This window comes from Pseudomonas sp. NMI542_15, assembly GCF_021283425.1.
In the GTDB taxonomy this organism is placed as follows: Bacteria; Pseudomonadota; Gammaproteobacteria; order Pseudomonadales; family Pseudomonadaceae; genus Aquipseudomonas; species Aquipseudomonas fortuita.
On record NZ_JAJSRO010000003.1, the window covers coordinates 575441 to 599848 of the forward strand.

19 protein-coding genes and 1 pseudogene are annotated in these 24408 nt (G+C 56.3%); 13 read left to right on the forward strand and 7 right to left on the reverse strand.

Going from position 1 to position 24408, the window contains the following annotated elements; translation table 11 throughout:
• From rsmG to rpmH, 7 genes are all read right to left on the reverse strand, one after another.
• On the reverse strand, positions 1-651 hold the full coding sequence (rsmG, locus tag LU684_RS08650; protein WP_016489915.1) for a 16S rRNA (guanine(527)-N(7))-methyltransferase RsmG: 651 nt from the start codon (positions 649-651) through the stop codon (positions 1-3).
• A complete protein-coding gene (gene mnmG, locus LU684_RS08655; protein ID WP_070086853.1) occupies positions 648-2540 on the reverse strand; it encodes a tRNA uridine-5-carboxymethylaminomethyl(34) synthesis enzyme MnmG in 1893 nt (630 codons plus the stop codon). Before mnmG ends, rsmG begins: the two co-directional genes overlap by 4 nt.
• A 634-nt stretch (positions 2541-3174) precedes the next feature.
• Positions 3175-4545 (reverse strand): tRNA uridine-5-carboxymethylaminomethyl(34) synthesis GTPase MnmE, encoded by a 1371-nt coding sequence (gene mnmE / locus LU684_RS08660; protein WP_016489917.1) that lies wholly within the window; start codon positions 4543-4545, stop codon positions 3175-3177.
• Between the two features lie 88 nt (positions 4546-4633).
• Complete coding sequence (gene yidC, locus LU684_RS08665) at positions 4634-6316, reverse strand: membrane protein insertase YidC (RefSeq protein WP_016502301.1); 1683 nt, start codon at positions 6314-6316, stop codon at positions 4634-4636.
• 2 nt (positions 6317-6318) lie between these two features.
• Positions 6319-6564 carry a membrane protein insertion efficiency factor YidD gene (yidD, locus tag LU684_RS08670; RefSeq protein WP_015268406.1) on the reverse strand — a complete coding sequence of 82 codons (246 nt, stop codon included), beginning with the start codon at positions 6562-6564 and terminating at the stop codon, positions 6319-6321.
• A complete protein-coding gene (gene rnpA / locus LU684_RS08675; RefSeq protein ID WP_016489919.1) occupies positions 6557-6961 on the reverse strand; it encodes a ribonuclease P protein component in 405 nt (134 codons plus the stop codon). The genes yidD and rnpA overlap by 8 nt, the downstream gene beginning before the upstream one ends.
• Before the next feature lie 13 nt (positions 6962-6974).
• A complete protein-coding gene (rpmH, locus tag LU684_RS08680; RefSeq protein WP_003253163.1) occupies positions 6975-7109 on the reverse strand; it encodes a 50S ribosomal protein L34 in 135 nt (44 codons plus the stop codon).
• Positions 7110-7705: 596 nt separating this feature from the next.
• Here rpmH and dnaA point away from each other — a divergent pair.
• The 13 genes and pseudogenes from dnaA to LU684_RS08745 all read left to right on the forward strand — a co-directional run.
• On the forward strand, positions 7706-9250 hold the full coding sequence (gene dnaA, locus LU684_RS08685; protein WP_016489920.1) for a chromosomal replication initiator protein DnaA: 1545 nt from the start codon (positions 7706-7708) through the stop codon (positions 9248-9250).
• Between the two features lie 40 nt (positions 9251-9290).
• Positions 9291-10394 carry a DNA polymerase III subunit beta gene (dnaN, locus tag LU684_RS08690; RefSeq protein WP_016489921.1) on the forward strand — a complete coding sequence of 368 codons (1104 nt, stop codon included), beginning with the start codon at positions 9291-9293 and terminating at the stop codon, positions 10392-10394.
• 15 nt (positions 10395-10409) lie between these two features.
• Positions 10410-11513 carry a DNA replication/repair protein RecF gene (gene recF / locus LU684_RS08695; protein ID WP_016489922.1) on the forward strand — a complete coding sequence of 368 codons (1104 nt, stop codon included), beginning with the start codon at positions 10410-10412 and terminating at the stop codon, positions 11511-11513.
• 4 nt (positions 11514-11517) lie between these two features.
• Positions 11518-13938 (forward strand): DNA topoisomerase (ATP-hydrolyzing) subunit B, encoded by a 2421-nt coding sequence (gene gyrB, locus LU684_RS08700; RefSeq protein WP_016489923.1) that lies wholly within the window; start codon positions 11518-11520, stop codon positions 13936-13938.
• A gap of 836 nt (positions 13939-14774) precedes the next feature.
• Complete coding sequence (locus LU684_RS08705; protein ID WP_011953077.1) at positions 14775-15413, forward strand: TnsA endonuclease N-terminal domain-containing protein; 639 nt, start codon at positions 14775-14777, stop codon at positions 15411-15413.
• Complete coding sequence (locus LU684_RS08710) at positions 15394-17352, forward strand: DDE-type integrase/transposase/recombinase (RefSeq protein WP_016497347.1); 1959 nt, start codon at positions 15394-15396, stop codon at positions 17350-17352. The genes LU684_RS08705 and LU684_RS08710 overlap by 20 nt, the downstream gene beginning before the upstream one ends.
• Positions 17349-18308 (forward strand): TniB family NTP-binding protein, encoded by a 960-nt coding sequence (locus tag LU684_RS08715; RefSeq protein ID WP_010951429.1) that lies wholly within the window; start codon positions 17349-17351, stop codon positions 18306-18308. The genes LU684_RS08710 and LU684_RS08715 overlap by 4 nt, the downstream gene beginning before the upstream one ends.
• Positions 18309-18383: 75 nt before the next feature.
• Positions 18384-20300, forward strand: coding sequence for a TniQ family protein (locus LU684_RS08720; RefSeq protein ID WP_010951430.1), 1917 nt, complete (start codon positions 18384-18386; stop codon positions 20298-20300).
• Between the two features lie 56 nt (positions 20301-20356).
• Positions 20357-20716 carry a histone-like nucleoid-structuring protein, MvaT/MvaU family gene (locus tag LU684_RS08725; protein ID WP_010951431.1) on the forward strand — a complete coding sequence of 120 codons (360 nt, stop codon included), beginning with the start codon at positions 20357-20359 and terminating at the stop codon, positions 20714-20716.
• Between the two features lie 645 nt (positions 20717-21361).
• Positions 21362-22204, forward strand: coding sequence for a TIGR04255 family protein (locus LU684_RS08730; RefSeq protein ID WP_010951432.1), 843 nt, complete (start codon positions 21362-21364; stop codon positions 22202-22204).
• Positions 22201-22884, forward strand: a complete 684-nt coding sequence (locus tag LU684_RS08735) for a transcriptional regulator (RefSeq protein ID WP_126404318.1) — start codon at positions 22201-22203, stop codon at positions 22882-22884. The genes LU684_RS08730 and LU684_RS08735 overlap by 4 nt, the downstream gene beginning before the upstream one ends.
• A gap of 2 nt (positions 22885-22886) precedes the next feature.
• Positions 22887-23756: a hypothetical protein gene (locus LU684_RS08740; RefSeq protein ID WP_016497350.1), complete on the forward strand. Its 870-nt coding sequence runs from the start codon at positions 22887-22889 to the stop codon at positions 23754-23756.
• A gap of 368 nt (positions 23757-24124) precedes the next feature.
• Positions 24125-24408 (forward strand): annotated as a pseudogene (locus LU684_RS08745) (IS21 family transposase); the annotation flags it as partial.

Sequence of the window (24408 nt, forward strand, 5' to 3'; positions counted from 1 at the left end):
TCATGCCTTGCGGCGCAGTATCAGCAGATGGCGCTGGCCCTGGCAACCCGGAACGGTCAGGGCCTGTTCGCTTTCCACTGTGAAGTCTGCGGGCAATGCTACCAGTTCATCGGCAGGATGCAGCCCCTTCATTGCAAGCCATTGCGTCCCGGTGTCGCCCAGATGGCGGGTCCAGTTGGTGAAGTTCTCCATGCTGCTGAAGGCGCGGGAGATGATTCCGTCGAACGGCTGAGCCGGCTGAAAGGCTTCGACCCTGCTGTGGATAACCGTGAGGTTGTCCAGTTTGAGTTCCATTTTCACCTGGGTGAGGAAGCGGGTCTTCTTGCCGTTGGCGTCCAACACCGTCACGCGCTTGTGCGGATGCAGGATAGCCAACGGGATACCCGGCATGCCACCGCCGCTGCCGACATCCAGCCAGTTTTGACACTCGCTGTGGATAAACGGCATGACGCTCAGGCTGTCGAGCAGATGGCGCGACACCATCTCGTCCGGGTCGCGCACAGCAGTGAGGTTGTAGGCTTTGTTCCATTTGATCAACAGGGCCAGGTAGCCGAGCAATTTCTCGTGATGCTCTGCGCTCAGCTCTACACCAAGCTGGCGCGCACCTGTGGACAACTCTTCAGCGTGTTGCGGGGTGACCAGGGAACTCAAGCGCTTTGCTCCAATTCGCGGCCAGCGCCGCGTTTTTTCAAGTAAATCAGCAACAGGGAAATCGCCGCCGGGGTCACGCCGGGAATGCGCGAAGCCTGGCCCAGGGTTTCCGGGCGGGTCTGGCCAAGCTTGCCCTGGATCTCTTTGGACAAGCCAGAAATCGTCGAATAGTCGATATCCACAGGCAGACGGGTGTCTTCACTGGCGCGCAAGCGAGCGATTTCATCCTGCTGGCGGTCGATGTAGCCCGCGTACTTGGTGCGGATCTCGACCTGCTCGGCGACCTGTGGATCGATCGCTTCACCGCCGGTCGCCTCGATCAGCCCCGCGTAGTCGATCTCCGGGCGCGCCAGCAGGTTGAGCAGGCTGTACTCGTGGCTGAGTGGCGTGCCGAACTTATCCACAATGGCCTGGCCTTGGTCGGTGTTCGGCCGAACCCAGGTCGACTTCAGGCGCTGTTCCTCACGCTCGATGCCGTCACGCTTGGCGCAGAAAGCGGCCCAGCGCTGGTCGTCGATCAGGCCCAGTTCACGGCCTTTCTCGGTCAGACGCAGGTCGGCGTTGTCTTCGCGCAGGATCAGGCGGTACTCGGCGCGCGAAGTGAACATGCGGTACGGCTCCTGGGTACCCAGGGTGATCAGGTCGTCGACCAGCACACCGATGTACGCCTCGTCGCGGCGCGGGCACCAGCTGTCGCGGCCCTGTGCGCGCAATGCGGCGTTGGTCCCGGCCAGCAGGCCCTGGGCACCGGCTTCTTCGTAACCGGTGGTGCCGTTGATCTGCCCGGCGAAGAACAGGCCGGCGATGACTTTGGTCTCGAGGCTGTACTTGAGGTCACGCGGGTCGAAGTAGTCGTACTCGATTGCGTAACCCGGGCGGACGATGTGGGCATTTTCCATGCCGCGGATCGAACGCACCAGCTCCAGCTGCACGTCGAACGGCAGCGAAGTGGAAATACCGTTGGGGTACAACTCATGGGTGTTCAGGCCTTCCGGCTCGATGAACACCTGATGGCTTTCCTTGTCGGCGAAGCGGTGGATCTTGTCTTCGATCGATGGGCAATAGCGCGGGCCGACGCCTTCGATCACGCCCGAGTACATCGGCGAGCGGTCAAGGTTCGAGGCGATGATCTCGTGGGTACGCGCATTGGTGTGGGTAATCCAGCAGCTCACCTGCCGTGGGTGCATCTGGGCATTGCCCATGAACGACATGACCGGGATCGGCGTATCACCTGGCTGTTCGGTCATCACCGAGAAGTCCACCGAGCGGCCATCGATGCGTGGCGGCGTCCCGGTTTTCAAGCGGCCGACGCGCAGCGGCAGTTCACGCATGCGGTGAGCCAGGGCGATCGAAGGCGGATCACCGGCGCGACCACCGGAATGGTTTTGCAGGCCAATGTGGATAAGCCCGCCCAGGAAGGTGCCGGTGGTCAGTACTACGGATTCTGCGAAGAAACGCAAACCCATCTGGGTAACCACGCCCTTGACCTGATCCTGCTCGACGATCAGGTCGTCGCAGGACTGCTGGAATATCCACAGGTTCGGCTGATTTTCCAGGATTTCACGCACGACCGCCTTGTAAATGGCGCGGTCGGCCTGTGCACGGGTGGCACGTACCGCCGGGCCCTTGCGGTTGTTCAGAACGCGGAACTGGATGCCGCTCTTGTCGGTAGCCATTGCCATGGCGCCGCCAAGGGCATCGATCTCTTTGACCAAATGGCTTTTGCCAATACCGCCGATGGCGGGGTTGCAGCTCATGTGACCGAGGGTTTCCACGTTATGGGTCAGCAGCAGGGTTTTCACACCCATGCGTGCGGACGCAAGCGCAGCCTCGGTACCGGCATGGCCGCCGCCGATGACGATCACTTCAAAACGGGAAGGGAAATCCACCACGCACCTCGTGCCTGTTTTTGCGAATAGAGAAGGTAAGCCGACAAGTATAGGGACTTCACCCCCTTTAAAGAAACCGTCTGAGCAAATTTTGACCAGTCTGTGGATGAGTGGCAGACAACAGAAATCAACAAGAAGAAATTTATAAAAGCTTTGTTTTTATGTTTATTCTTATGCACAACGATATCTGTGGATAAAGCTTTGTATCCCTTGAATATCGCTGTGTAGAGAGAAATTAAACCCTGTGTCTGGAGTGCCATGAGGGCTATGGATAACGTCATTTAGCCTGTGGATTAAATGGCCTTTTACCCACAGGCGGGTTTGTCCTCAGAAAAAAAGCCTGTTTATCAACTGAGCTGAAGGGGAGTTTTCCACAGGGCTCCTGAGTACACATTTCAGGCTGAGCAGGAAAATTTTGTCGAGCCAGCGACCAGAGAGGGTCCAGGTGGAGCGGGCAAGCCCGCTAAAGGGTGGTTATATCCACAGAGGTTCAGGCTTGTAATGGCCTCTTCACGGGCATGCGCGCTCCCCACAAGTGCTTCGTTCGTCTGGCCGAGGTCATCTCCTGCAACGAATTTCAGGCAAAAAAAAGCCGCTCCCGAAGGAGCGGCGCTTGGTCTTGCCGGGCTGTGGATTACTTGCCGATGCAGAAGCTGGAGAAAATCCGCCCCAGCAGGTCATCCGAGCTGAATGCTCCTGTGATTTCCCCCAGCGCATGCTGTGCCTGGCGCAAATCCTCAGCCAGAAGCTCCCCTGCGCCCGCCAATGTCAGCTGAGCACGGCCATGCTCCAGGTGCTCGCTGGCCTGGCGCAAAGCATCCAAATGGCGCCTGCGGGCGCTGAAACCGCTCTCTGAGGTCTGTTCGTAACCCATGCAGGCCTTCAGATGGTCACGTAGCAGTTGCAACCCTGTGTCGTCGCCCTTGGCGCTGAGAGTAATGGTCACATGGCCATCCTCGCACTGTTCCAGCGCTACCCGCTCACCACTCAGGTCGGCTTTGTTGCGAATCAGCGTGACCTTGGCCGGGTCCGGCCGCTGAGCGAGAAACTCGGGCCACAAGGCGAACGGGTCGCTGGCCTCGGGCGCAGTGGAGTCGACCACCAGCAACACACGATCAGCCTCGCCAATGGCCTTCAGGGCGCGTTCTACGCCGATCTTTTCCACATGATCGTCGGTGTCACGCAACCCGGCAGTATCGACCACGTGCAGCGGCATGCCGTCGATGTGGATATGTTCGCGCAGGATGTCCCGGGTGGTGCCGGCGATATCGGTGACAATGGCCGCTTCGCGGCCAGCCAGCTGGTTCAGCAGGCTCGACTTGCCGGCATTCGGTCGCCCGGCGATCACCACGGTCATGCCGTCACGCAGCAAGGCACCCTGCCCGGCCTCACGTTGCACGGTGGATAACTCGCCGCGCACTGCATCGAGCATCGACAGGACGTGGCCATCGGCGAGGAAGTCGATCTCCTCTTCGGGGAAGTCGATTGCTGCCTCGACGTAGATGCGCAGGGCGATCAGCGCCTCGGTCAGGCTGTGCACACGCTTGGAGAATTCCCCTTGCAGTGAGCGCAGGGCGTTGCGTGCCGCCTGACTGGAGCTGGCCTCGATCAGGTCGGCAATGGCTTCGGCCTGGGCCAGGTCGAGCTTGTCGTTGAGGAACGCGCGTTCGCTGAATTCACCTGGGCGGGCCAGGCGACAGCCAACTTGTACACAGCGCTGCAGCAGCATGTCCAGGACCACCGGGCCACCGTGGCCCTGCAGTTCAAGCACATCTTCGCCGGTGAACGAGTTCGGCCCAGGGAAGAACAACGCAATCCCCTCGTCAAGCACCAGCCCTTCATCGTCGCGGAACGGGCCGTAATGGGCATGGCGAGGGGTCAGCGTACGACCGGTGATCAACTGCCCGGCCTTGCCAGCCAAAGGGCCGGACAACCTGACAATACCCACACCACCGCGGCCTTGGGCGGTAGCGATGGCGGCGATGGTTTCACGCACAGTGTTCATGCTCGAAAGCCTCTACGACAAAAACGACAGATAGCAAAAACGCCCCACTAGGGGGCGTTTTTTATTCACAGGCTAGCGTACTAGCCCGTCAAGCAGCAGCTTTTTTGGTGGCTGCTTCGATACGGCGAGTGATGTACCACTGCTGCGAAATCGACAGGCAGTTGTTCACAACCCAGTACAGCACCAGACCAGCCGGGAACCACAGGAAGAAGAAGGTGAAGATGATCGGCATCATTTTCATCACCTTGGCCTGCATCGGATCCGGCGGCGTCGGGTTCAGGCGCTGCTGGATGAACATGGTGGCGCCCATGATGATCGGCAGGATGAAGAACGGATCCTTGATCGACAGGTCGGTAATCCACAGCATCCATGGGGCCTGGCGCATTTCCACGCTTTCCAGCAGTACCCAGTAGAGGGCCAGGAATACCGGCATCTGTACCAGGATCGGCAGGCAGCCGCCCAGCGGGTTGATCTTCTCTTTCTTGTACAGCTCCATCATCGCCTGGGACATCTTCTGGCGATCGTCACCGAAGCGTTCCTTCAGCGCAGCGAGCTTGGGCGCCACAGCACGCATGCGCGCCATAGAGCGGTAGCTGGCAGCCGACAGCGGGAAGAACAGGCCTTTGATCAGCATGGTCAGCACGATGATCGACCAGCCCCAGTTACCCAGCAGGCTGTGGATATGTTGCAGCAGCCAGAAGATCGGCTGGGCGATGAACCACAGGAAGCCGTAGTCGACGGTCAGTTCCAGGCCTGGGGACAACTCTTTGAGCTTGGACTGGATCTTCGGGCCGGCGTACAGCATGGCGCTGGTTTCGACCTTGCCACCAGCAGGGACGCTGAGGGCTGGGCCGGTGTAGCCGATGATGTAGTTGCCCTGGCTGTCCTTGCGAGTCTGGACAACGTTGTTGTCCGACTTGGCCGGAATCCAGGCGGTCACGAAGTAGTGCTGCAGCCAGGCAACCCAGCCGCCGGACACATTTTCTTTCAAACTACCTTTGTCGATGTCCTTCATCGAGACCTTTTTGTAAGGCTCGGAAGCTGTCCACAGGGCTGCGCCCAGGTAGGTGGCAGTGCCAGTGGCAGTGCTCGAGGACGGATCGCCGCTGGCGTCGCGCTTGAGCTGGGCAAACATGTTGCCGCTCCAGGCCTGGTCGCTCTGGTTGTCGATCAGGTAGCTGACGTTCAGGTCGTACTCACCGCGCTTGAAGCTGAAGCGCTTGATGTAGTTGACACCGTTGTCGCTGAACTTCAGATCGACCACCAGTTGTTCCTGGCCGTCGGCCAACTGGTAGCTTTTCTGTTCGGCGGCATACAGCGGACGGCCGCTGGCGCGGGCATCCGGGCCGTTGGCACCGGTCAGGCCGCTTTGTGCCAGGTAAACGCGCTCACCACCGTTGTCGAACAACTGGAATGGAATGTTCGGGTGGTCTTGACGGCGCGGGTACTTCGGCAGGTTCAACTGGACAATGTCACCACCGACCGGATCGATAGCCAGTTCCAGGACGTCGGTCTTGACTCGGATCAGGTCCTTGCTGAGTGCAACCGGTGCCAGTTCGGCGGGGCTCGATTCGGCGTTGGCGCTTGGTACATCGGCGCTGGCGCCGTTGTTACCAGCCGGCACGCCATCAGGCAAACCCGGAGCAACAGTGCTGGCAGCAGTATTCTGAGTCGGCAGGGCAGCCTGACCGTAGTCATCGTTCCACTTCAGGACCATGACGTAGGACACGACTGCCAGCGCGGCGATCAGGATCGTGCGTTTAATATCCATGATTACTCGGCTATCGAAGAAGTTCGGGAGGAAGGAGCGGGGGGAACGGGGTCGAAACCGCCGTCATTCCACGGATGACAACGCCCCAGGCGACGAACGGCCAGCCACCCACCACGCCAGAGGCCATGGTTTTCGATGGCTTCATACGCGTAACAGGAGCAACTGGGGAAAAAACGACAGTGATTGGCCATCAGAGGACTAATGGCGTAACGGTAAAACTGGATCGGAACGAGCGCCAGTTTACGCATCTTGGCTGTCTACCCCTACGGAATTGGCGGTGACTGCTGGGGTCGGCCGGCTACGTGCCAGGCGTTTCCAGAGTTTGCCAAAGTGTTGGTGCAATTCCGGGTTTTCTACCTCACCCAATCCCTTGCGCGCGACGATCACGATGTCCAACCCGGCAAGCAATTGCTGGTTCAGACGAAAGGAATCGCGCATCAAGCGCTTGAGGCGGTTGCGTTGAACGGCGAGCTTGACGCTCTTCTTGCCAATCACCAGGCCTAGACGTGGGTGATCGAGACCGTTCTCGCGAGCAAGGATCAGCAGGTTTTTCCCTGGAACCTTGCCGGTTGGGGAGTCGAAGACCGCTTTGAAGTGTCGGGGTGTAAGCAGTCGCTTTTCCCGACTGAAGTCCTGACTCACCACCTGTGCCGAAAAATCAAATGGCCAGACGCTTACGGCCTTTGGCACGACGACGCGACAGAACAGCACGGCCGTTCTTGGTAGCCATACGGGCACGGAAACCGTGGGTGCGGGCGCGCTTGATGGTGCTTGGTTGGAAAGTACGTTTCATGGCGTGTTACCTGGTTTGTCGACGACGGGCCGGGATGGCCCCCTTTTTAAGAGACCGGCGATTCTAGAGAAAGCAAGCCCATAGGTCAATTTCCAACCAGCTATTCCCTATAGGGCGTGTGATGGACGGTGCCTGCTCGGTCATCCTCCAGAGGGTGGTTGATCGGACACACGAATCGGGGACAACATGAAAAAAAAGAAGAGACATATAAAAAGCTTTTCTGAATAACTTATAAATCTTAGGTGGATAACCTTCTGTGGATAACATCCTGTAGGCCAGTAATCACGCGCTGTACAGAGTTTCAAAACCTTGTTCTCATCCCGTGCTGCGCTTGTTTTCATCGTGGTCGAAACCTGTGGATTAAAATGCCGCTTATCCACAGCAGAGTTATCAACAGATTTGAGCCCAGGGTTGTGCATAGCCCTCATGGTCGCTTATCCACAGAGCTTATGCACAGTGAGGCAAAGCCTTTTTGGTCGATAAATGGCTGTTTTGTCATGGTTCCTAACGTGTCCACATGTGGATAACTGAACGCTCGACCGGTACAATGGCGGTTTGCTTTTGCCTCATCCGGCTTTCAAACTCAGGGGATATCCGTGTCAGTGGAACTTTGGCAGCAGTGCGTGGAGCTTCTGCGCGATGAACTGCCTGCCCAGCAATTCAACACCTGGATCCGTCCGCTACAGGTCGAAGCCGAAGGCGACGAGTTGCGCGTTTATGCGCCTAACCGTTTCGTTCTCGATTGGGTCAATGAAAAGTACCTGGGCCGCTTGCTCGAGCTATTGGGTGAAAACGGCAGCGGCATTGCGCCTGCCCTTTCCTTATTAATAGGCAGCCGCCGCAGCTCGGCCCCACGCGCCGCGCCCAACGCGCCTGTCAGCGCCGCGGTGGCCGCTTCGCTGGCGCAGACCCGCTCGCAGAGCCAGGTACAAAAGCCTGTGCCGGTAGCGGCAGCGGTCGAACCCGTTGCGGTAACGGCCAACGAGCCTGTGCTGGTCAATGAACTGGCAGAGCCGTCCTCGCGTGACAGCTTCGATGCCATGGCCGAGCCCGTTTCGCCGCCAGCCGCCAATGCCCGGACCGAACAGCGCACCGTACAGGTGGAAGGTGCGCTCAAGCACACCAGCTACCTGAACCGCACCTTCACCTTCGACACCTTCGTCGAAGGTAAGTCGAACCAGTTGGCGCGCGCGGCTGCCTGGCAGGTGGCTGATAACCCCAAGCATGGCTATAACCCGCTGTTCCTTTATGGCGGCGTTGGCTTGGGTAAAACCCACCTTATGCATGCTGTGGGTAACCACCTGCTGAGGAAGAATCCGAACGCCAAGGTCGTGTACCTGCACTCGGAGCGCTTCGTTGCAGACATGGTCAAGGCGCTGCAGCTCAACGCCATCAACGAATTCAAGCGCTTCTACCGTTCGGTGGATGCGTTGCTGATCGACGATATTCAGTTCTTTGCCCGCAAAGAGCGCTCGCAGGAAGAGTTTTTCCACACTTTCAACGCCCTGCTTGAGGGCGGCCAGCAGGTAATCCTTACCTCTGACCGTTACCCCAAGGAGATCGAAGGCCTGGAAGAGCGCCTGAAATCGCGCTTTGGTTGGGGGCTGACCGTGGCTGTCGAGCCTCCAGAGCTGGAGACTCGCGTAGCGATCCTGATGAAGAAGGCCGACCAGGCCAAGGTCGAGCTGCCACATGATGCGGCGTTCTTCATTGCCCAGCGCATTCGCTCGAACGTGCGTGAGCTGGAAGGTGCGCTGAAGCGGGTGATTGCCCACTCGCACTTCATGGGCCGCGATATCACCATCGAGCTGATCCGTGAGTCGCTGAAAGACCTGCTGGCGCTGCAAGATAAACTGGTCAGTGTGGATAACATTCAGCGCACCGTTGCCGAGTACTACAAGATCAAGATCTCTGATCTGTTGTCCAAGCGTCGTTCGCGTTCTGTCGCGCGTCCACGTCAGGTGGCCATGGCCCTGTCCAAGGAGCTGACCAACCACAGCCTGCCGGAAATCGGCGACATGTTCGGTGGTCGCGACCACACGACCGTGCTGCACGCCTGCCGCAAGATCAACGAATTGAAGGAATCCGACGCGGACATCCGCGAGGACTACAAGAACCTGCTGCGGACGCTGACGACCTGATGGCCGTCTGCGCAGCTAATTGAAGGCAAGGGACTAGACCATGCATTTCACCATTCAACGCGAAGCCCTGTTGAAACCCCTGCAACTGGTCGCCGGTGTCGTAGAGCGCCGTCAGACCTTGCCGGTCCTGTCCAACGTATTGCTGGTCGTACAAGGCCAGCAACTGTCGTTGACCGGTACCGACCTGGAAGTCGAACTGGTAGGCCGCGTACAACTGGAAGAGCCGGCCGAGCCTGGCGAAATCACTGTGCCGGCGCGCAAGCTGATGGACATTTGTAAAAGCCTGCCGAACGACGCCCTGATCGATATCAAGGTCGACGAGCAGAAACTGTTGGTCAAGGCCGGCCGCAGCCGCTTCACCCTGTCGACCCTGCCAGCCAATGACTTCCCGACTGTGGAAGAAGGCCCGGGCTCGCTGACCTGTAACCTGGAACAGAGCAAGCTGCGCCGTTTGATCGAGCGCACCAGCTTCGCCATGGCCCAGCAGGATGTGCGTTATTACCTCAACGGCATGCTGCTGGAGGTTTCACGTAACACCCTGCGCGCAGTCTCCACTGACGGCCACCGCTTGGCGCTGTGCTCCATGACCGCGCCGATCGAGCAGGAAGATCGCCATCAGGTCATCGTGCCACGCAAAGGTATTCTGGAGTTGGCGCGTCTGCTGACCGACCCTGAAGGCATGGTCAGCATTGTTTTGGGCCAACACCATATTCGCGCCACTACCGGTGAATTCACCTTCACCTCCAAGCTGGTGGATGGCAAGTTCCCGGACTACGAGCGTGTGCTGCCCAAGGGTGGCGACAAGGTGGTGGTGGGCGACCGCCAGGCGCTGCGTGAAGCCTTCAGCCGTACTGCGATTCTTTCCAACGAAAAGTACCGCGGTATTCGCCTGCAACTGGCTGCTGGCCAACTGAAGATCCAGGCCAACAACCCCGAGCAGGAAGAAGCTGAAGAAGAGATCAGCGTGGACTACGAAGGTAGCTCGTTGGAAATCGGCTTTAACGTCAGCTACCTGCTCGACGTGCTGGGCGTGATGACTACTGAGCAAGTTCGTCTGATCCTGTCCGACTCCAACAGCAGTGCGCTGCTGCAGGAAGCTGGCAATGACGATTCTTCCTACGTTGTCATGCCGATGCGTCTGTAACCTGTAGCAGGCGCAATGTCCCTTCGACGGATCATGGTCACCGCGGTGCGCAACTTGCACCCGGTGACACTCTCGCCCTCCCCCCGCATCAATATCCTTTACGGCGCCAACGGCAGCGGCAAGACCAGCGTGCTTGAGGCCGTGCACCTGCTTGGGCTGGCGCGCTCATTTCGCAGCACCCGCCTGAATCCGGTCATCCAGTACGAACAGCCTGCCTGTACCGTGTTTGGTGAAGTGCAGTTGACTGAAGGTGGCACCAGTAACCTGGGTGTTTCCCGAGAGCGGCAGGGAGAATTCACCATTCGCATCGATGGGCAGAACGCACGCAGCGCCGCCCAGCTGGCGGAACTGTTACCGCTGCAGCTCATCAACCCAGACAGTTTCCGGCTGTTGGAAGGTGCGCCGAAAATACGCCGCCAGTTTCTGGATTGGGGGGTGTTCCACGTGGAACCTCGCTTTTTGCCAGCCTGGCAACGGCTGCAGAAGGCGCTGCGGCAGCGGAACTCATGGTTGCGTCATGGTACACTTGACGCAGCTTCGCAAGCCGCCTGGGACCGGGAATTGTGCCTGGCCAGTGCGGAAATAGATGAATACCGTCGCAACTACATCAAGGCCTTGAAGCCCGTCTTCGAGCGAACCCTGAGCGAACTGGTCGAGCTGGACGGGTTGACCCTGAGCTACTACCGAGGCTGGGACAAGGACCGGGAACTGCAAGAAGTACTCGCATCCTCTCTCCTTCGCGATCAGCAGATGGGCCATACCCAGGCCGGTCCGCAGCGTGCTGATCTGCGTCTTCGCCTGGCTGCCAATAACGCGGCCGACATCCTGTCGCGTGGTCAACAAAAGCTTGTGGTGTGCGCGTTGCGCATCGCCCAAGGCCACCTCGTCAGTCAGGCGCGTCGCGGTAACTGTATTTATCTCGTGGATGACTTGCCGTCCGAGCTGGACGACAAGCATCGCCGCGCGCTGTGTCGCTTGCTAGAAGAATTACGCTGCCAGGTGTTCATCACCTGTGTAGATCACGAATTACTGAGGGAAGGCTGGCAGACGGAAACGCCAGTTGCTTTGTTCCACGTGGAACAAGGCCGTATCACCCAGACCCACGACCATCGGGAGTGAAGGCATGAGCGAAAATCAAACGTACGACTCCTCCAGCATCAAAGTGCTGAAAGGTTTGGATGCCGTACGCAAGCGTCCCGGCATGTACATTGGCGACACCGATGATGGTAGCGGCCTGCACCACATGGTCTTCGAGGTGGTCGACAACTCGATCGACGAAGCCCTCGCCGGTCACTGCGATGACATCACGGTTATCATCCACCCGGACGAATCCATCAGCGTGCGCGACAACGGTCGCGGCATTCCGGTGGATGTGCACAAAGAAGAAGGCGTTTCCGCAGCCGAGGTCATCATGACCGTACTGCACGCCGGCGGTAAGTTCGACGATAACTCTTACAAGGTATCCGGCGGCCTGCACGGCGTGGGTGTTTCTGTTGTAAACGCCCTGTCCGAGAAGCTCGTACTGACGGTTCGCCGTAGCGGCAAGATCTGGGAACAGACCTACGTTCATGGCGTTCCACAAGCGCCAATGGCGGTAGTCGGTGAAAGCGAAACCACCGGTACCCACATCCACTTCAAGCCGTCGGCTGAAACGTTCAAGAATATCCACTTCAGCTGGGATATCCTGGCCAAACGTATCCGCGAGTTGTCATTCCTCAACTCGGGCGTTGGTATTTTGCTGAAGGATGAGCGCAGCGGTAAGGAGGAGTTCTTCAAATACGAAGGCGGCCTGCGCGCGTTCGTCGAGTACCTGAACACCAACAAGACGCCGGTCAACTCCCAGGTATTCCACTTCAACGTTCAGCGTGACGATGGCGTGGGTGTTGAAGTGGCTCTCCAGTGGAACGACAGCTTCAACGAAAACCTGCTGTGCTTCACCAACAACATTCCACAGCGCGACGGTGGTACCCACTTGGTGGGCTTCCGTTCTTCGCTGACCCGTAGCCTGAACAGCTACATCGAACAGGAAGGCCTGGCCAAGAAGAACAAGGTGGCGACCACGGGTGACGACGCCCGTGAAGGCCTGACCGCAATCATCTCGGTAAAGGTACCGGACCCTAAGTTCAGCTCGCAGACCAAAGACAAACTGGTCTCCTCGGAGGTGAAAACCGCCGTGGAACAAGAGATGAACAAATACTTCTCCGACTTCCTGCTGGAGAACCCGAACGAGGCCAAGGCCGTCGTTGGCAAGATGATCGACGCCGCTCGTGCGCGTGAAGCGGCGCGTAAAGCCCGTGAGATGACTCGCCGCAAAGGTGCGCTGGATATCGCTGGCCTGCCAGGCAAGTTGGCGGACTGCCAAGAGAAGGACCCTGCCCTTTCCGAACTGTACCTGGTGGAGGGTGACTCCGCAGGGGGGTCGGCCAAGCAAGGTCGTAACCGTCGCACCCAGGCGATCTTGCCGCTGAAGGGTAAAATCCTCAACGTCGAGAAAGCACGCTTCGACAAGATGATCTCGTCCCAGGAAGTGGGCACCCTGATCACTGCGCTTGGCTGCGGTATCGGCCGCGAAGAGTACAACATCGACAAGCTGCGTTATCACAACATCATCATCATGACCGATGCTGACGTTGACGGTTCGCACATCCGTACTCTGCTGCTGACCTTCTTCTTCCGTCAGTTGCCGGAACTGGTCGAGCGCGGCTATATCTACATTGCCCAGCCGCCACTGTACAAAGTGAAAAAAGGTAAGCAGGAGCAGTACATCAAGGACGACGAGGCCATGGAAGAATACATGACCCAGTCGGCCCTGGAAGACGCAAGCCTGCACCTGGACGAGTCAGCCCCAGCGGTTTCTGGTGTGCAACTGGAAAGCCTGGTGAACGAGTTCCGTAGTGTCATGAAGACCCTCAAGCGCCTGTCGCGTTTGTACCCGGAAGAGCTGACCGAGCACTTCGTTTACCTGCCTGAGGTGACTCTGGAGCAGTTGGGTGACCACGCGGTGATGCAGGCCTGGCTGGCCAAGCTTCAGGGGCGTCTGAACTCTAGCCAGAAGTCTGGCCTGGCATACAACGCCAGCCTGCGTGAAGATAAAGAGCGCAATGTATGGCTGCCGGAAGTGGAAATCACCTCCCACGGCCTGGCTAGCTATATCACGTTCAACCGTGACTTCTTCGGCAGCAATGACTACCGGACCGTCGTCAACATTGGTGCCAAGCTTTCCAGCCTGTTGGGTGAAGGCGCTTATGTACAACGTGGTGAACGCCGCAAGGCAATCGTCGAGTTCAAGGAAGGCCTGGACTGGCTGATGAATGAGACCACCAAGCGTCACACCATCCAGCGATACAAAGGGCTGGGTGAGATGAACCCGGACCAGCTGTGGGAAACCACCATGGACCCGACCGTTCGCCGTATGCTCAAAGTCACGATTGAAGATGCGATCGCTGCTGACCAGATCTTCAACACCTTGATGGGTGATGCAGTCGAGCCGCGTCGTGAGTTCATCGAAAGCAACGCGCTGTCTGTGTCGAACCTGGACTTCTGATCAGGTGTAGGTTCACAGAAAAGCTGCACGCTTTCACAAATAGATGACCGGCCGGGCTTCAACCATGGCCCCTGTCGGTCACCATCAAGCCCGCCTTCGCGGGCTTTTTTTTGCCTGGAATTCCTGCCGGGGCGCCCTACTCCGCTCATTGGAAAATGATGCAGATGGGGGGATTTGAGGAAGTGATTTGATGGGGCGCTGGAAGTGCTGAGAGGGTCGGCGGGCGGATCTGAGCAGCAGAGAGATTGAGAGGACTTTAAAACTAATATTTGAACACCTTAATAGTTAATTAAGCGTACGTGTTAAGTATTAATTTGAACAATTTAGTATGGAAATGGAATTTGGTGGAAGTTGCCATTTTGGATTTTTTGTAGATTTCGAAGGGATGTTGGAATAAGATCTATGACCAACTTTTCCGCTTTGCACTGAAGATTTTCAGCCAAATCAGCTGTTTGAAGCGAGAGCTTCAGACCTGATCCAAATTGCTCCAGCGATCACGAAGTGGCCGTTTAGAAATAAAGAGAGCAAGCCGATTGCTTTAGATTCTGATCAGTCATGAGAGTCATGACCAATGAGAGAAAAGGAGACCTGAAAATGTAGAAAAACGCGATCAATCCCGAGAGGACTGACCGCGCTTAGCGAAGCAGACTTGCGTCCTCAGAACCCGCAATGTCTGCTTTTTCGAAGCGACTGTCAATCCTCTCCCATTTTTTCGACCTTAGCGAGGTTACTCGACGGCACAGTGTTGCCTGTCGAAAGGCCTCACTTCGCCCGCCCTGCGCCTTGATTTTTTGGCGCAGCGTCGGCGCTCGTTTCGAGATTTTCGGAGGTGTTTCATGACAGTACGAAAGGTGGTCACGCGGCGGTCCAACCATTACCGCGGCTACTTCCCATCGCTCAAAAATAAAAAGCCTGTGCCCTGGGAGTCCCAGCTCGAAGGCGCTCTTTTTCGGCTTCTTGAGCTGTCTCCTGCGGTCATCGGCTACGTCCCGCAGCCCAGTGAGGAACGTGTTCCATCGCTCCAGGGCTACTTCAAATATTACCCAGACGTACAGGTTTTCCTCGCGGATGGGCGCGAGTGGTGGTTTGAAGTGAAGCCTCACGACCGACTGAAGATTGCCAGCGTCAGGCAGCGACTGGATGCCGCTGAGCGCTACTTCAACGCCACTGCCCGTAACTTTTCGGTGATCACTGAAAAGTTAATTGAAGCTGAACCCCTGGCTACCAATCTTAGAAGGCTGATGTATCACCGGCGCGGTCCAGAGCTTTCGCATCAGGCGTTGGAGGAGGTAATGGCGACCTTCAACGAATGGCCGCCTATGACCGTTGCAGATCTGCTCTACGTGGTTGGTGAGGGGAAAGCCTGGCGCTTGTTAGGCCTTGGGGTGGTGGGCATTGACCTTGATAGGTCAATTGACACTGACTCCCCGGTCTTCCTGCAAGGGGGGCACCGTCATGCAAACCTTTTCCCTTAGGGTGAAATTGGTCGTCATCGTTCGTGGCGTACTGATGGTGCTTGAGAAGAGGCTTATTGACCGGAAGCTGCTCTTTTTCGATGAGCTTGGTGAGCCCACGAAGCTATCCGAGAAGGAGTTCTATGAGGCCTACGAGAAGCGCGAGATCGAGATCTCCGCTGATCAGCCATACCTTGGGAAGGTTCCGTATGTGCGGAACGTCCCTCCAGATATTTCATGCTTCCCCAAAAAACATGGAGATGAGGCATTGCGTCGACGCAAGTATCTGGACGACCTAACTAAGCGCGGTAAATACAAGCTACCGGGTGACGAAGACATGATCAAGAAACTTAGAGATATCGCCAAAAAGATTGGGGATGCGTGCGCACCCTCGGTTTCCACTATTCGACGTTGGGCAGCCAAATACATTGGCCAGAACGTAGTAAAGCTTATCCCTCAGCATGCCAAAAAGGGTCGGGCTGCCGCGATACAGGGAGAGCTCGAAGTTATTCTTGAAGGGGTGATTAATAAAACCTACCTGCAGGATACGATTCCAGCGGTCAGCGTGGTCGTTTCAGAATTCGAAGATCAGATAAAAGAGAGGAACAAAAGTCGTTTGCCTTCGGATCAGCTCAAGATCCCAAGCGGAATGACTGTCCGAAGGTACATCGCCAAGCTGGATCCGTACCTTGTGGATAAGGAGAGGCTCGGAAAACACGCAGCAGACAAGAAGCACCGTGTTGCGGCGGGTGTCCTACGTGTCCATGAGATTTTGGAACGTTGGGAAATTGATCACACCTTGTTGGACGTCCAGCTTGTGGATGAAACCTCGGGGCTGTGCATTGGGCGCCCCTATCTGACGATCGTCCTCGACCGCTTCTCTCGAATGGTGATGGGATATTTGCTCCACCTGTCGGCGCCAAATACGGAAACCGTGCTTCGTGTGATCGAACGCTCAATCCGTCCAAAAGCCGAATTGCTGAAGCGCTTTCCGAAAGTGAGAAATGAATGGTGGGCACGTGGGCTGCCGGCTCGAATAGTCCCAGACAACGCAGCGGAATTTCACGCGGGCGATCTCATCATGGGATTCAACGAGTTGGGTATCGAGATCATGTATCCCGCTTCAAGGGCCCCTCAAAGGAAAGGTGCCGTCGAACGCTTTTTCAGCACACAGAACCTGGGGCTTATCCACAACCTCCCGGGTACCACCTTCTCGAATATCCAGCAGCGTGGCGATTACGACTCGGAGAAGAATGCATGTTTCACGCTCCCTCAATTGGAGGCGGTGGTAGTGAAATGGATCGTCGATGGTTACCACCAGACTCCTCATCGGGGGCTGGACAACAGAACACCGGCTCAAGTCTGGGGGACTAGCGAGGCGAACCATGTCATCAGCCTTCCCGTCGACCTGGACTCGTTGGAGTGCATTCTGGCCAAGCGGGCCTCGGTGAAGGTTCACCATTACGGCATCGAGGTTGCCAAAGTGGGCTACCACTCTACGGAACTTGCTGAGCTCCGTATGCGTTTGGCAGACGGAGAAAAGGTAAACGTCCGCTATCGAGACGAAGCCGGGCACGTTTGGGTTCACGACCGCTTCAGAAACTTGTTCTTCAAAGTGCCCGCCAAAGATGAGCGAATGGCCGGTAAGAGCAGGGAGGTGTGGAAGGCTGCCGAGAAAGCGCTGCGAGAAAAATATAATGAGCAGCCTAGCTTCGAGGCTACGCACAGGTGCTACCAGGAAATTATGGAAGATGCAGACGAGGCCCGCCGTTCGCAGACGCTCAGAAAACGACGCGCAGCTGCCATAGCGAAAATCGACAAGGAGGGTCGAGTGACCGAAAGCACGCCTCCACCCAAGGTACTCGCTGAAGTGGAATGGACCGGTGACTCTATTCCTAACATTCCGCCAGCAGCCTTCAAGGTCTCGGTTCGTCGCCCTGCTGGGAGTTCTAAGCCATGAACGCCATCAATCTGTACGAATGCTACGAGCATGGTGAATACAGCTTTACGCTCCGCGATCGTTTTATTCACAGCCCTCAAGTCGAGCGAGCGTTGACGCGACTAGGCGATATCCACGGCGATAGTCGGCGTACCAGAGCAAGTAAAGGGTTGCTGATCCAAGGTCCAAGCGGAGTGGGCAAGAGCACATTGGTCAAGGAGTACATTCGGTCATTGGAGGAATTGGAGAGCCATGACCCACAGAAGCGGACAGTTCTGTTCGTCGAGATGCCTTCGTCTCCAACCAAAAAGAACCTGGCAGCAGCCATTTTGGCAGAGCTGAAGGATCCCTTCGCAGAGGCACGAGGACATTCGGCAGAGGTTAAATTTGCGCGAGTAGTCCTGCTGCTGAAGAACCTTGGCGTGGAGATGTTGGTCCTCGATGAGGCGCAGCACCTGGTCGATTATCGTCGTAATGGTGCGTATGAGGCAGCAGACTGGATCAAGAGTCTGATGAATGAAACCAGTATCGCGTTTGTTCTGATTGGGCTGAAGCGCACCGAAAATCTCCTGCTAGCAAACGAGCAACTGCGACGCAGGTTTTCGGCCACGGTGGCATACGATCGCTTCACCTTCTCCGCTAATACGTCTCTTCATTTCGTGATGTTGTTGCAGGCAATCGAGGGCGAACTGCCTGTTCAAACCATCAGTTTTGTAGAGCCAGCGATGATTAAACGCTTCTACCTGGCTTCCTATGGATTGATCGACTACCTCATCAAGATTGTGGACAGGGCTGTTTGGCTGGTTCAAGTCCAGGACCTTGTCGGGATTGAACTTCCTGTGCTGGCCCAGGCTTTTGAAGACGAGGTTTGGAGCTACGCCACCGAGGATCGAAACCCCTTCAGTGCGAGCTTCAATTTCCAGCCTCTGTTCGGGAAGCGGGAGCCGTTTGAGACGTTCGAAGAGAGCAGTACCTGACGGCCAAGGGCCGGGCTTATCGGCCCGGCTCTACTCCCCTGATTTTTATGTCTTCGATTTCATGGATGTGTAGGAATGTTTGGTCTTTTAATCAACCCACGACCACACCAAGACGAAAGTCTTTTGGGGTACCTGCAGCGCCTGGCGAAAGCCAACGGATTACCCAGAAAGGAACTGCTCACCGCCTTTGCACGAGCCGACGAGACCGATGTTGCGGACTGGCTGCAGATGATGGAAGGACCACTGAGCTGGCCTGCGGTATCTGCTGAGTTTCGTGATCCAAGGCCCAAGGGGGTCAAGTTATGGACGACTCATCACGCTCGTTACTGTCCGATCTGTTTGGGCGAAGCCGGTTATTGGAGAGAAAGCTGGGGCTTGACCCTGGTTACGACGTGTTCTGTCCACGGCACTGAACTCCACGGGCGGTGCCCCAACTGTCTGAAGGAAACCGATCCAAGCGCAATGAGTGCGAATAGTTGCCAAGCGTGTGGCACCTCATTGAGTGGGACCAATTTTGAGATCGCGCCGGCGAGTGATACGGCCGCCTGGCTCACCTCTGGCTTTGAAGATAGGTTTTACGCCGACTCGTTGCCAGCTGACGCGGGATTGGCGGCCCTCACCTACGAACAGTTTCACGAGTTGTCATCGCGTCTCGCTGTCAGAAGTTTGCCTACGGAAAGAACCCAGCCGCTGAAGGTTGCTGATTCGGGTTCGCTAGAGATATCGCGGCTTATGGCAAACGCGGCGGGCGTGGTTCTCATGAACTGGCCTCTCGCATTCAGAGAACTGCTGAGTGGCCTCAAGGCAGTCCATTCCGATAACGAACATTGGACGCTCAGCAGATCGTTCGGCCCGATATACCACGACATCCACCGTGATCTGGATGACTCTTGTTTTGACTTTCTTCGTCGAGAGTTCGAATCATTTCTGCAGCATGCGTGGGAAGCACCGTTAGCGAAGCGAAATCGCAATTTGAGTGAGGAGACGATTGAGAGACATCGTTGGGTGTCGTTCGATTCTGCTGCTGAAGCTTGTGGTCTCGGGGTATCAGTCATAAAACGCCTTCATCAGGAGGGACAAATCGCCTATCGGGAGAAGGTCCATGAAGATCGAGTCTTTACGGTCGTGGACCTGGATCATTTGAAGGCAATCTCGCAGCATCTCCAGGGCGTGGCTGATATGAAAGAAACCTCGACTTTGCTAAGCCTCTGTCGCAATCGGGTTAGGCAGCTGCTAGCTGGTGGTACCCTCCAGTTCTTTGGTGGAGAACCGCGCCCAGGCGAAAGGTGGCTGATTGACTGCCGCTCGATCAACGAATTGATTGATGAGAAGCTGCCTACCAGCTCTGACCAGAGCCTGGTGTCGATCAACTACTTGGCCAAGCATTCTCTGCCCAAGGGGGGTGGGTTGGTCGAGTTGGTTCAGGCAATACGTGCAGGTGAACTTCGCGCTTACGGCCCAGCTGAGAATGGCTCGGTTGCGGTAGGGGCGTGGTTACTCAAGCCGCAAGATTTTGCAGCGTGGCAACAAGCCCGAGCTGAGAACAAGAGTCCGGTCTTTCCCGGCCTGTCGGTAGTCAAGGCTGCTGCGCTGTTAGGCGTCAAAGAACAATGCGCATACGCGTTCGTTCGACTGGGTCTGCTATGGAGCACTGCTGTCGAACGAGGCCGGCGTACGCAATTGATGGTTAAGCCTCAAGCCATCGACAGATTCAGGCGTGGCTATATCTTGGGACCGGAGATTGCGGTGTATTTGGGGAAGTCGACCAGGGAGGCGTTCAAGCACCTTTGGGAGGCCAGGTTTCGCCCCGTTGCGGGGCCATCCATTCCAAACGCGGCTTGCCGGCAGTACGTTTGGGTAAGAAGCAAAAAGCTGATCGATTACCTCGCAAGTGAAGCCGCCCAGATCGACGATCCTGAAGCCATCACGTTTTTATCCACACCGATCGCTCAGCCTCGTGATTGCCGATTCAGGCATGTGGGATCAAGATAGTTAGCACGCTTTCTTTCTTGATTGCTAAAATCATCGAACCCATTTTGGAGAATCTTATGTCCCGTCTCGCTGAATTCCGCCTGCTCGAACAACAGCTCGCAGCCCAACTGGCGGAGCTGGAAGCGCTGAAAAATGACTCTGCCCTGAAGCAGGAAATGGAATTTGAAACGAAGCTGCGCAGTTTGCTCAACGAGTATGGCTACGGCCTGCGCCAAGTGGTGCTGATCCTCGATCCGCAAGCGGTGGCTTCCACTGATATGGCCCCAAAAACCTCTCGGAAACCACGCGAAGTAAAGGTCTACAAGAATCCACACAGCGGAGAGGTTGTTGAGACCAAGGGTGGTAATCAGCGTACGCTTAAGGCCTGGAAAAACGAGTATGGCGCTGAGGTAGTCGAGTCTTGGCTCGCCAATTGATTGCACTGCAGGCGGCTTCTGGCACGAGATGAATCGTGGTGCGCCCCGAATGCAAATTCCCATTCTGGGGCGTGACGAAATTTTCTGCGGGTGGTGGTGACACACAGTTTATGCGCATTAAATAGAGGTCCACTTCAAAAAATGGACTCTCCAAAATGCGGAATGCTCTCGTCTCAATCTCAGTGAACACCATCGCAAGCCTCCTGACTGCGCTTGTGCTTCACTGGATCACCCGTCCTCTTTCCGACCTCTCCATTCAGCCAATCACGGCCTCAAACTCTGGATCCAAGAGCTCTTCGTGCTCTTCGTAGATGAGAAATCTGGACCAGACAGCACGTTTCTGAACCACCCCATCAGAGCAAGCGTTCCCCTGGATTGAGCTATCTGGTGACGATTCGTTGAGTTTCTTCTCACTGCTAGGAAGAGCTCTGATTAAAAATTCGTGCTTCCTCAGAGGCTTAGCGATGGTGTCTGTAGAGGCTTTTCTGGAATGACGAGTAAGCTCCTGATGGAGGCGTTTTCTGCACTCCATCCCTCACGGGGACCGCTTGTCAAATCGAAAGGCCCTGCTATACAGTTCTTGTCAAAGGATTTGTCAAATGATGTAGAATCCGGTCCCTCGTTGGGCGCGGTGGAGGAGTTAACATGTCAGAACGCGAAGGGGTCTTAGCAAGGGCGCCGCTTATCTATGCGTTGAGCGTAATCAGATTTGCCCCGATTCTTAAGCTGCCAAAGCTGATCCCAGACATTCAGCACACGATCCGTCAGAGCCTCCCGGGCTTCTTCCAGATGGTCAAGGGCGTGCCGCCTGGGGTGATGCACAGCGGAGAACCGAATTCTTGGGCGTTCCTTAATCGGGATGCTGACTACGCGTGCGTGCTGGCCATGGATCACATGATCCTGCAAAGCACAAATTATCTTCATTTTGATAACCACTTAGCGCTTTTCCGTGAGTGCATTGAGGCGCTGGTAGGGCAAGCAGGTGCATTGGATATCACCGCTATCGGGATGCGGTACGTCGATAAAATTGAACCAGCTGAAGGTGAGACCCTAGCCGACTACCTTCCGGAAGCCATGCTCCCACTTAAATGCGATGAGCTAGCGGCGCATGGGAAAGTCCCCAAGGAGCAGCTTGGAATCTCTACTACCACCTACCATCTAGATCCGGAGTATCTGCACATCAGATGCTGGCGGCAGACTGGTATGTGGATACCGGAAGATTTGGTCGAGCCGGCCATGGTTTTCGAAATTGCTAAGCAATCGAGGAATTCATCCAAGCATGGTGCTCCTCTGCAAGGTGCATTTGTGCCTGTTAGCGAAAATGGTGCTCTTCTCGATACGGATGCGCATTGGCCGCTGCAGTTAGCCGAACGACTGGGAACCGAGGAGATCTGCACGAGACTCGACGGTTTGCATAAGACTGCTAACTTTGCTTTTAGGACAGTCGCGAAAGATCATGCCTTTGAGGTTTGGGGGAAGGCGAAATGACTACAGCAATGAATGGGCAATGGATTGATCCTACCGGGGCTGCTGTAAGCAGATCTTCTACTTGGGAAAACCCTGAAATTGCTCCGCGTGTAGGTAGCACGACAGCAAACCCTGTATTGGCGATTGCTTTCACAGCGATGCTGGCCGTTTCGGTAGTAGTCGCTCCTGGGACTGCCTCCCTGCCCTATCCACAACTTATCGGCTCAGCAGGCATGAGCTTTCATGGCGTGCATGCTGGTGCCTGGACCGAGGTGGACACCAGCCAGGATGCCAATGTTACCGAAGACGTAGCGCCGGCCTTAATCGAGGAGCTTAGGAGCGACTTCAAGTTGTCAGATAGCTCCATCGCGCAGATCTTCAACGTGTCTCGTCAGACCGTGTACAATTGGCGGACTGGAAAAACCGCCACTGGTTTTCCCGAGAGGCTTGCGGCTTTAACTGAGGCGTTGCGCCAAGTTAACGCCGAAGAAGCGCAGTATCTGCATCGGGTGCTTTTCTATCCAACCGCCGATGGCCGCCTGATTCAGGATGCGCTTTCGGATGAAGCGTGGAATCGAAATGGCGCTAAAGGTGTGTACGGAATGGTTGCGGAGTTGGCTGGCAAGGCGCAGCAGCTACGTGATAGGGACCTCAAAACCATCGCCAGGTTAGAAAAATCGGGCGGTTCGAATTTGGTTTGATTATGGCTGATACACCTGAGCAAGAGATCGTAAGTGCCATTAGCGCTGCTGGTTGGCTGCAAGGAGATACCGTCTCAGGTGACGCCTTGATTGAACACATATCCGAGGAGGTCCTGAAAGGCCAATTCGAGGGGGTGGCTCCAGCTTATTGGATGTTGGCCTCCCATTCCTGCACGGTGCATGCACGCAACCTTTGTGATGCGCCGTGGATAGAGTGGATTGCCGTTAAGGTAAAGAAAAAGGCCTTTGATAAGCAGCTGCACGCCCTCAATCCACGTACGCTGCACCTGCAGCACGCGGAAAAGCAGGTTTTGGAGCTCAAGATTCACAAGCGTGTGTGGACCAAGAGAGCCGTGCTTCCGACGCTCCACCGAAATCCGGTAATCACGCTGAGCGAAGAAAACGGTCAGTATTTCTCATACTGGATGTCCCACCATTACAACCGTATTGCGATGCCGGACGAGTTGGTCAACCGCCTGAAGGCAGACCAAGGTGACGACGGCATGAAGGGCATCGCCGTGCTTGTCGACGATTTCCTCCATCAGAACAACCAATTTTTCGCTAGTGCTTGGGTTTCCTTCAACCCCAAGGGCGAGATTCGCGACCCGGCTGAGCCCTACGAGGTGGTGTTCCGGTTTTTGACCAAACGAGAGCACGCCAGGCGCGCAAATGAGCTGCACGACCAGCTGAATGAATTGCTCGGGGTGGCCAGAAATCTCAACGATGGGCTGTACTTCGGTGGAGCAGACGTCACGGTGCTCCAAGACTTTACCATGCTCGATGCGGAAGACTTCGTGCGGTACAACCTTCACGACTGGCTCAGTGTTGGGGATACCGATGAAGATGAAGAAGGTGCCGATGATGCTGACTGAGCTGCTATCGGCCTCCCCTTTAGGATCTGGGTTTGACCTTAGCTGACCGGCTGCTCTACAAACCAATTGATTTTCTCCGGAGCCGGTGTCACTGTCGCTCCAAGAATAGCCCCCACGCCTCGGGCAGGTCCCAGACCTGTACTGCGCACCAGGGGGTTAGTTGTTTCTAGGGCCCGCCCAGGTCGATCAGGCATGCTTTGGGCGGGCCTCAAACCAGTGGGTGACCACCAAAAGGGTCAGTTAGTGTTGCCGCTGACCGAAAACTGACCCAGTAGAGGCTGTTCTGCCGACTGAAAACTGACCCAGGTGTTCAACTGCTTCTGCTCAATTTTTGAGCAGGAGAACACAGGGTGATCAGTATGGAAATGATGGGCAAAATTCGGCGGATGTATTTCCGCGACAAGCTGTCGCTGCATGAGATAGCCAAGCGCACCGGGCTGGCGCGCAACACGATTCGCAAGTGGGTCAGAGCACCTGAGGCCAAGCAGCCGGTGTACCAACGCCGCGCGATCTTTAACAAACTCAGCCCTTTTCACGCCACGCTAGAGCAGGCGCTAAAAGCCGATTCGCTGCGCCCCAAGCAACAGCGGCGCAGTGCCAAGGCGCTGTTGGCGCAAATCAAAGCCGAAGGTTATGACGGTGGCTACAGCCA

What these genes read in the sequence shown, in the direction of transcription:
- rpmH (WP_003253163.1), bottom strand. Translation starts at nt 7,109, where the DNA reads ATGAAACGTACTTTCCAACCAAGCACCATCAAGCGCGCCCGCACCCAC.
- LU684_RS08710 (WP_016497347.1), top strand. Translation starts at nt 15,394, where the DNA reads ATGCAAACCTTTTCCCTTAGGGTGAAATTGGTCGTCATCGTTCGTGGC.
- yidD (WP_015268406.1), bottom strand. Translation starts at nt 6,564, where the DNA reads ATGCGTAAACTGGCGCTCGTTCCGATCCAGTTTTACCGTTACGCCATT.
- yidC (WP_016502301.1), bottom strand. Translation starts at nt 6,316, where the DNA reads ATGGATATTAAACGCACGATCCTGATCGCCGCGCTGGCAGTCGTGTCC.
- LU684_RS08725 (WP_010951431.1), top strand. Translation starts at nt 20,357, where the DNA reads ATGTCCCGTCTCGCTGAATTCCGCCTGCTCGAACAACAGCTCGCAGCC.
- gyrB (WP_016489923.1), top strand. Translation starts at nt 11,518, where the DNA reads ATGAGCGAAAATCAAACGTACGACTCCTCCAGCATCAAAGTGCTGAAA.
- LU684_RS08735 (WP_126404318.1), top strand. Translation starts at nt 22,201, where the DNA reads ATGACTACAGCAATGAATGGGCAATGGATTGATCCTACCGGGGCTGCT.
- LU684_RS08730 (WP_010951432.1), top strand. Translation starts at nt 21,362, where the DNA reads ATGTCAGAACGCGAAGGGGTCTTAGCAAGGGCGCCGCTTATCTATGCG.
- LU684_RS08720 (WP_010951430.1), top strand. Translation starts at nt 18,384, where the DNA reads ATGTTTGGTCTTTTAATCAACCCACGACCACACCAAGACGAAAGTCTT.
- dnaN (WP_016489921.1), top strand. Translation starts at nt 9,291, where the DNA reads ATGCATTTCACCATTCAACGCGAAGCCCTGTTGAAACCCCTGCAACTG.
- LU684_RS08705 (WP_011953077.1), top strand. Translation starts at nt 14,775, where the DNA reads ATGACAGTACGAAAGGTGGTCACGCGGCGGTCCAACCATTACCGCGGC.
- mnmE (WP_016489917.1), bottom strand. Translation starts at nt 4,545, where the DNA reads ATGAACACTGTGCGTGAAACCATCGCCGCCATCGCTACCGCCCAAGGC.
- LU684_RS08715 (WP_010951429.1), top strand. Translation starts at nt 17,349, where the DNA reads ATGAACGCCATCAATCTGTACGAATGCTACGAGCATGGTGAATACAGC.
- recF (WP_016489922.1), top strand. Translation starts at nt 10,410, where the DNA reads ATGTCCCTTCGACGGATCATGGTCACCGCGGTGCGCAACTTGCACCCG.
- LU684_RS08740 (WP_016497350.1), top strand. Translation starts at nt 22,887, where the DNA reads ATGGCTGATACACCTGAGCAAGAGATCGTAAGTGCCATTAGCGCTGCT.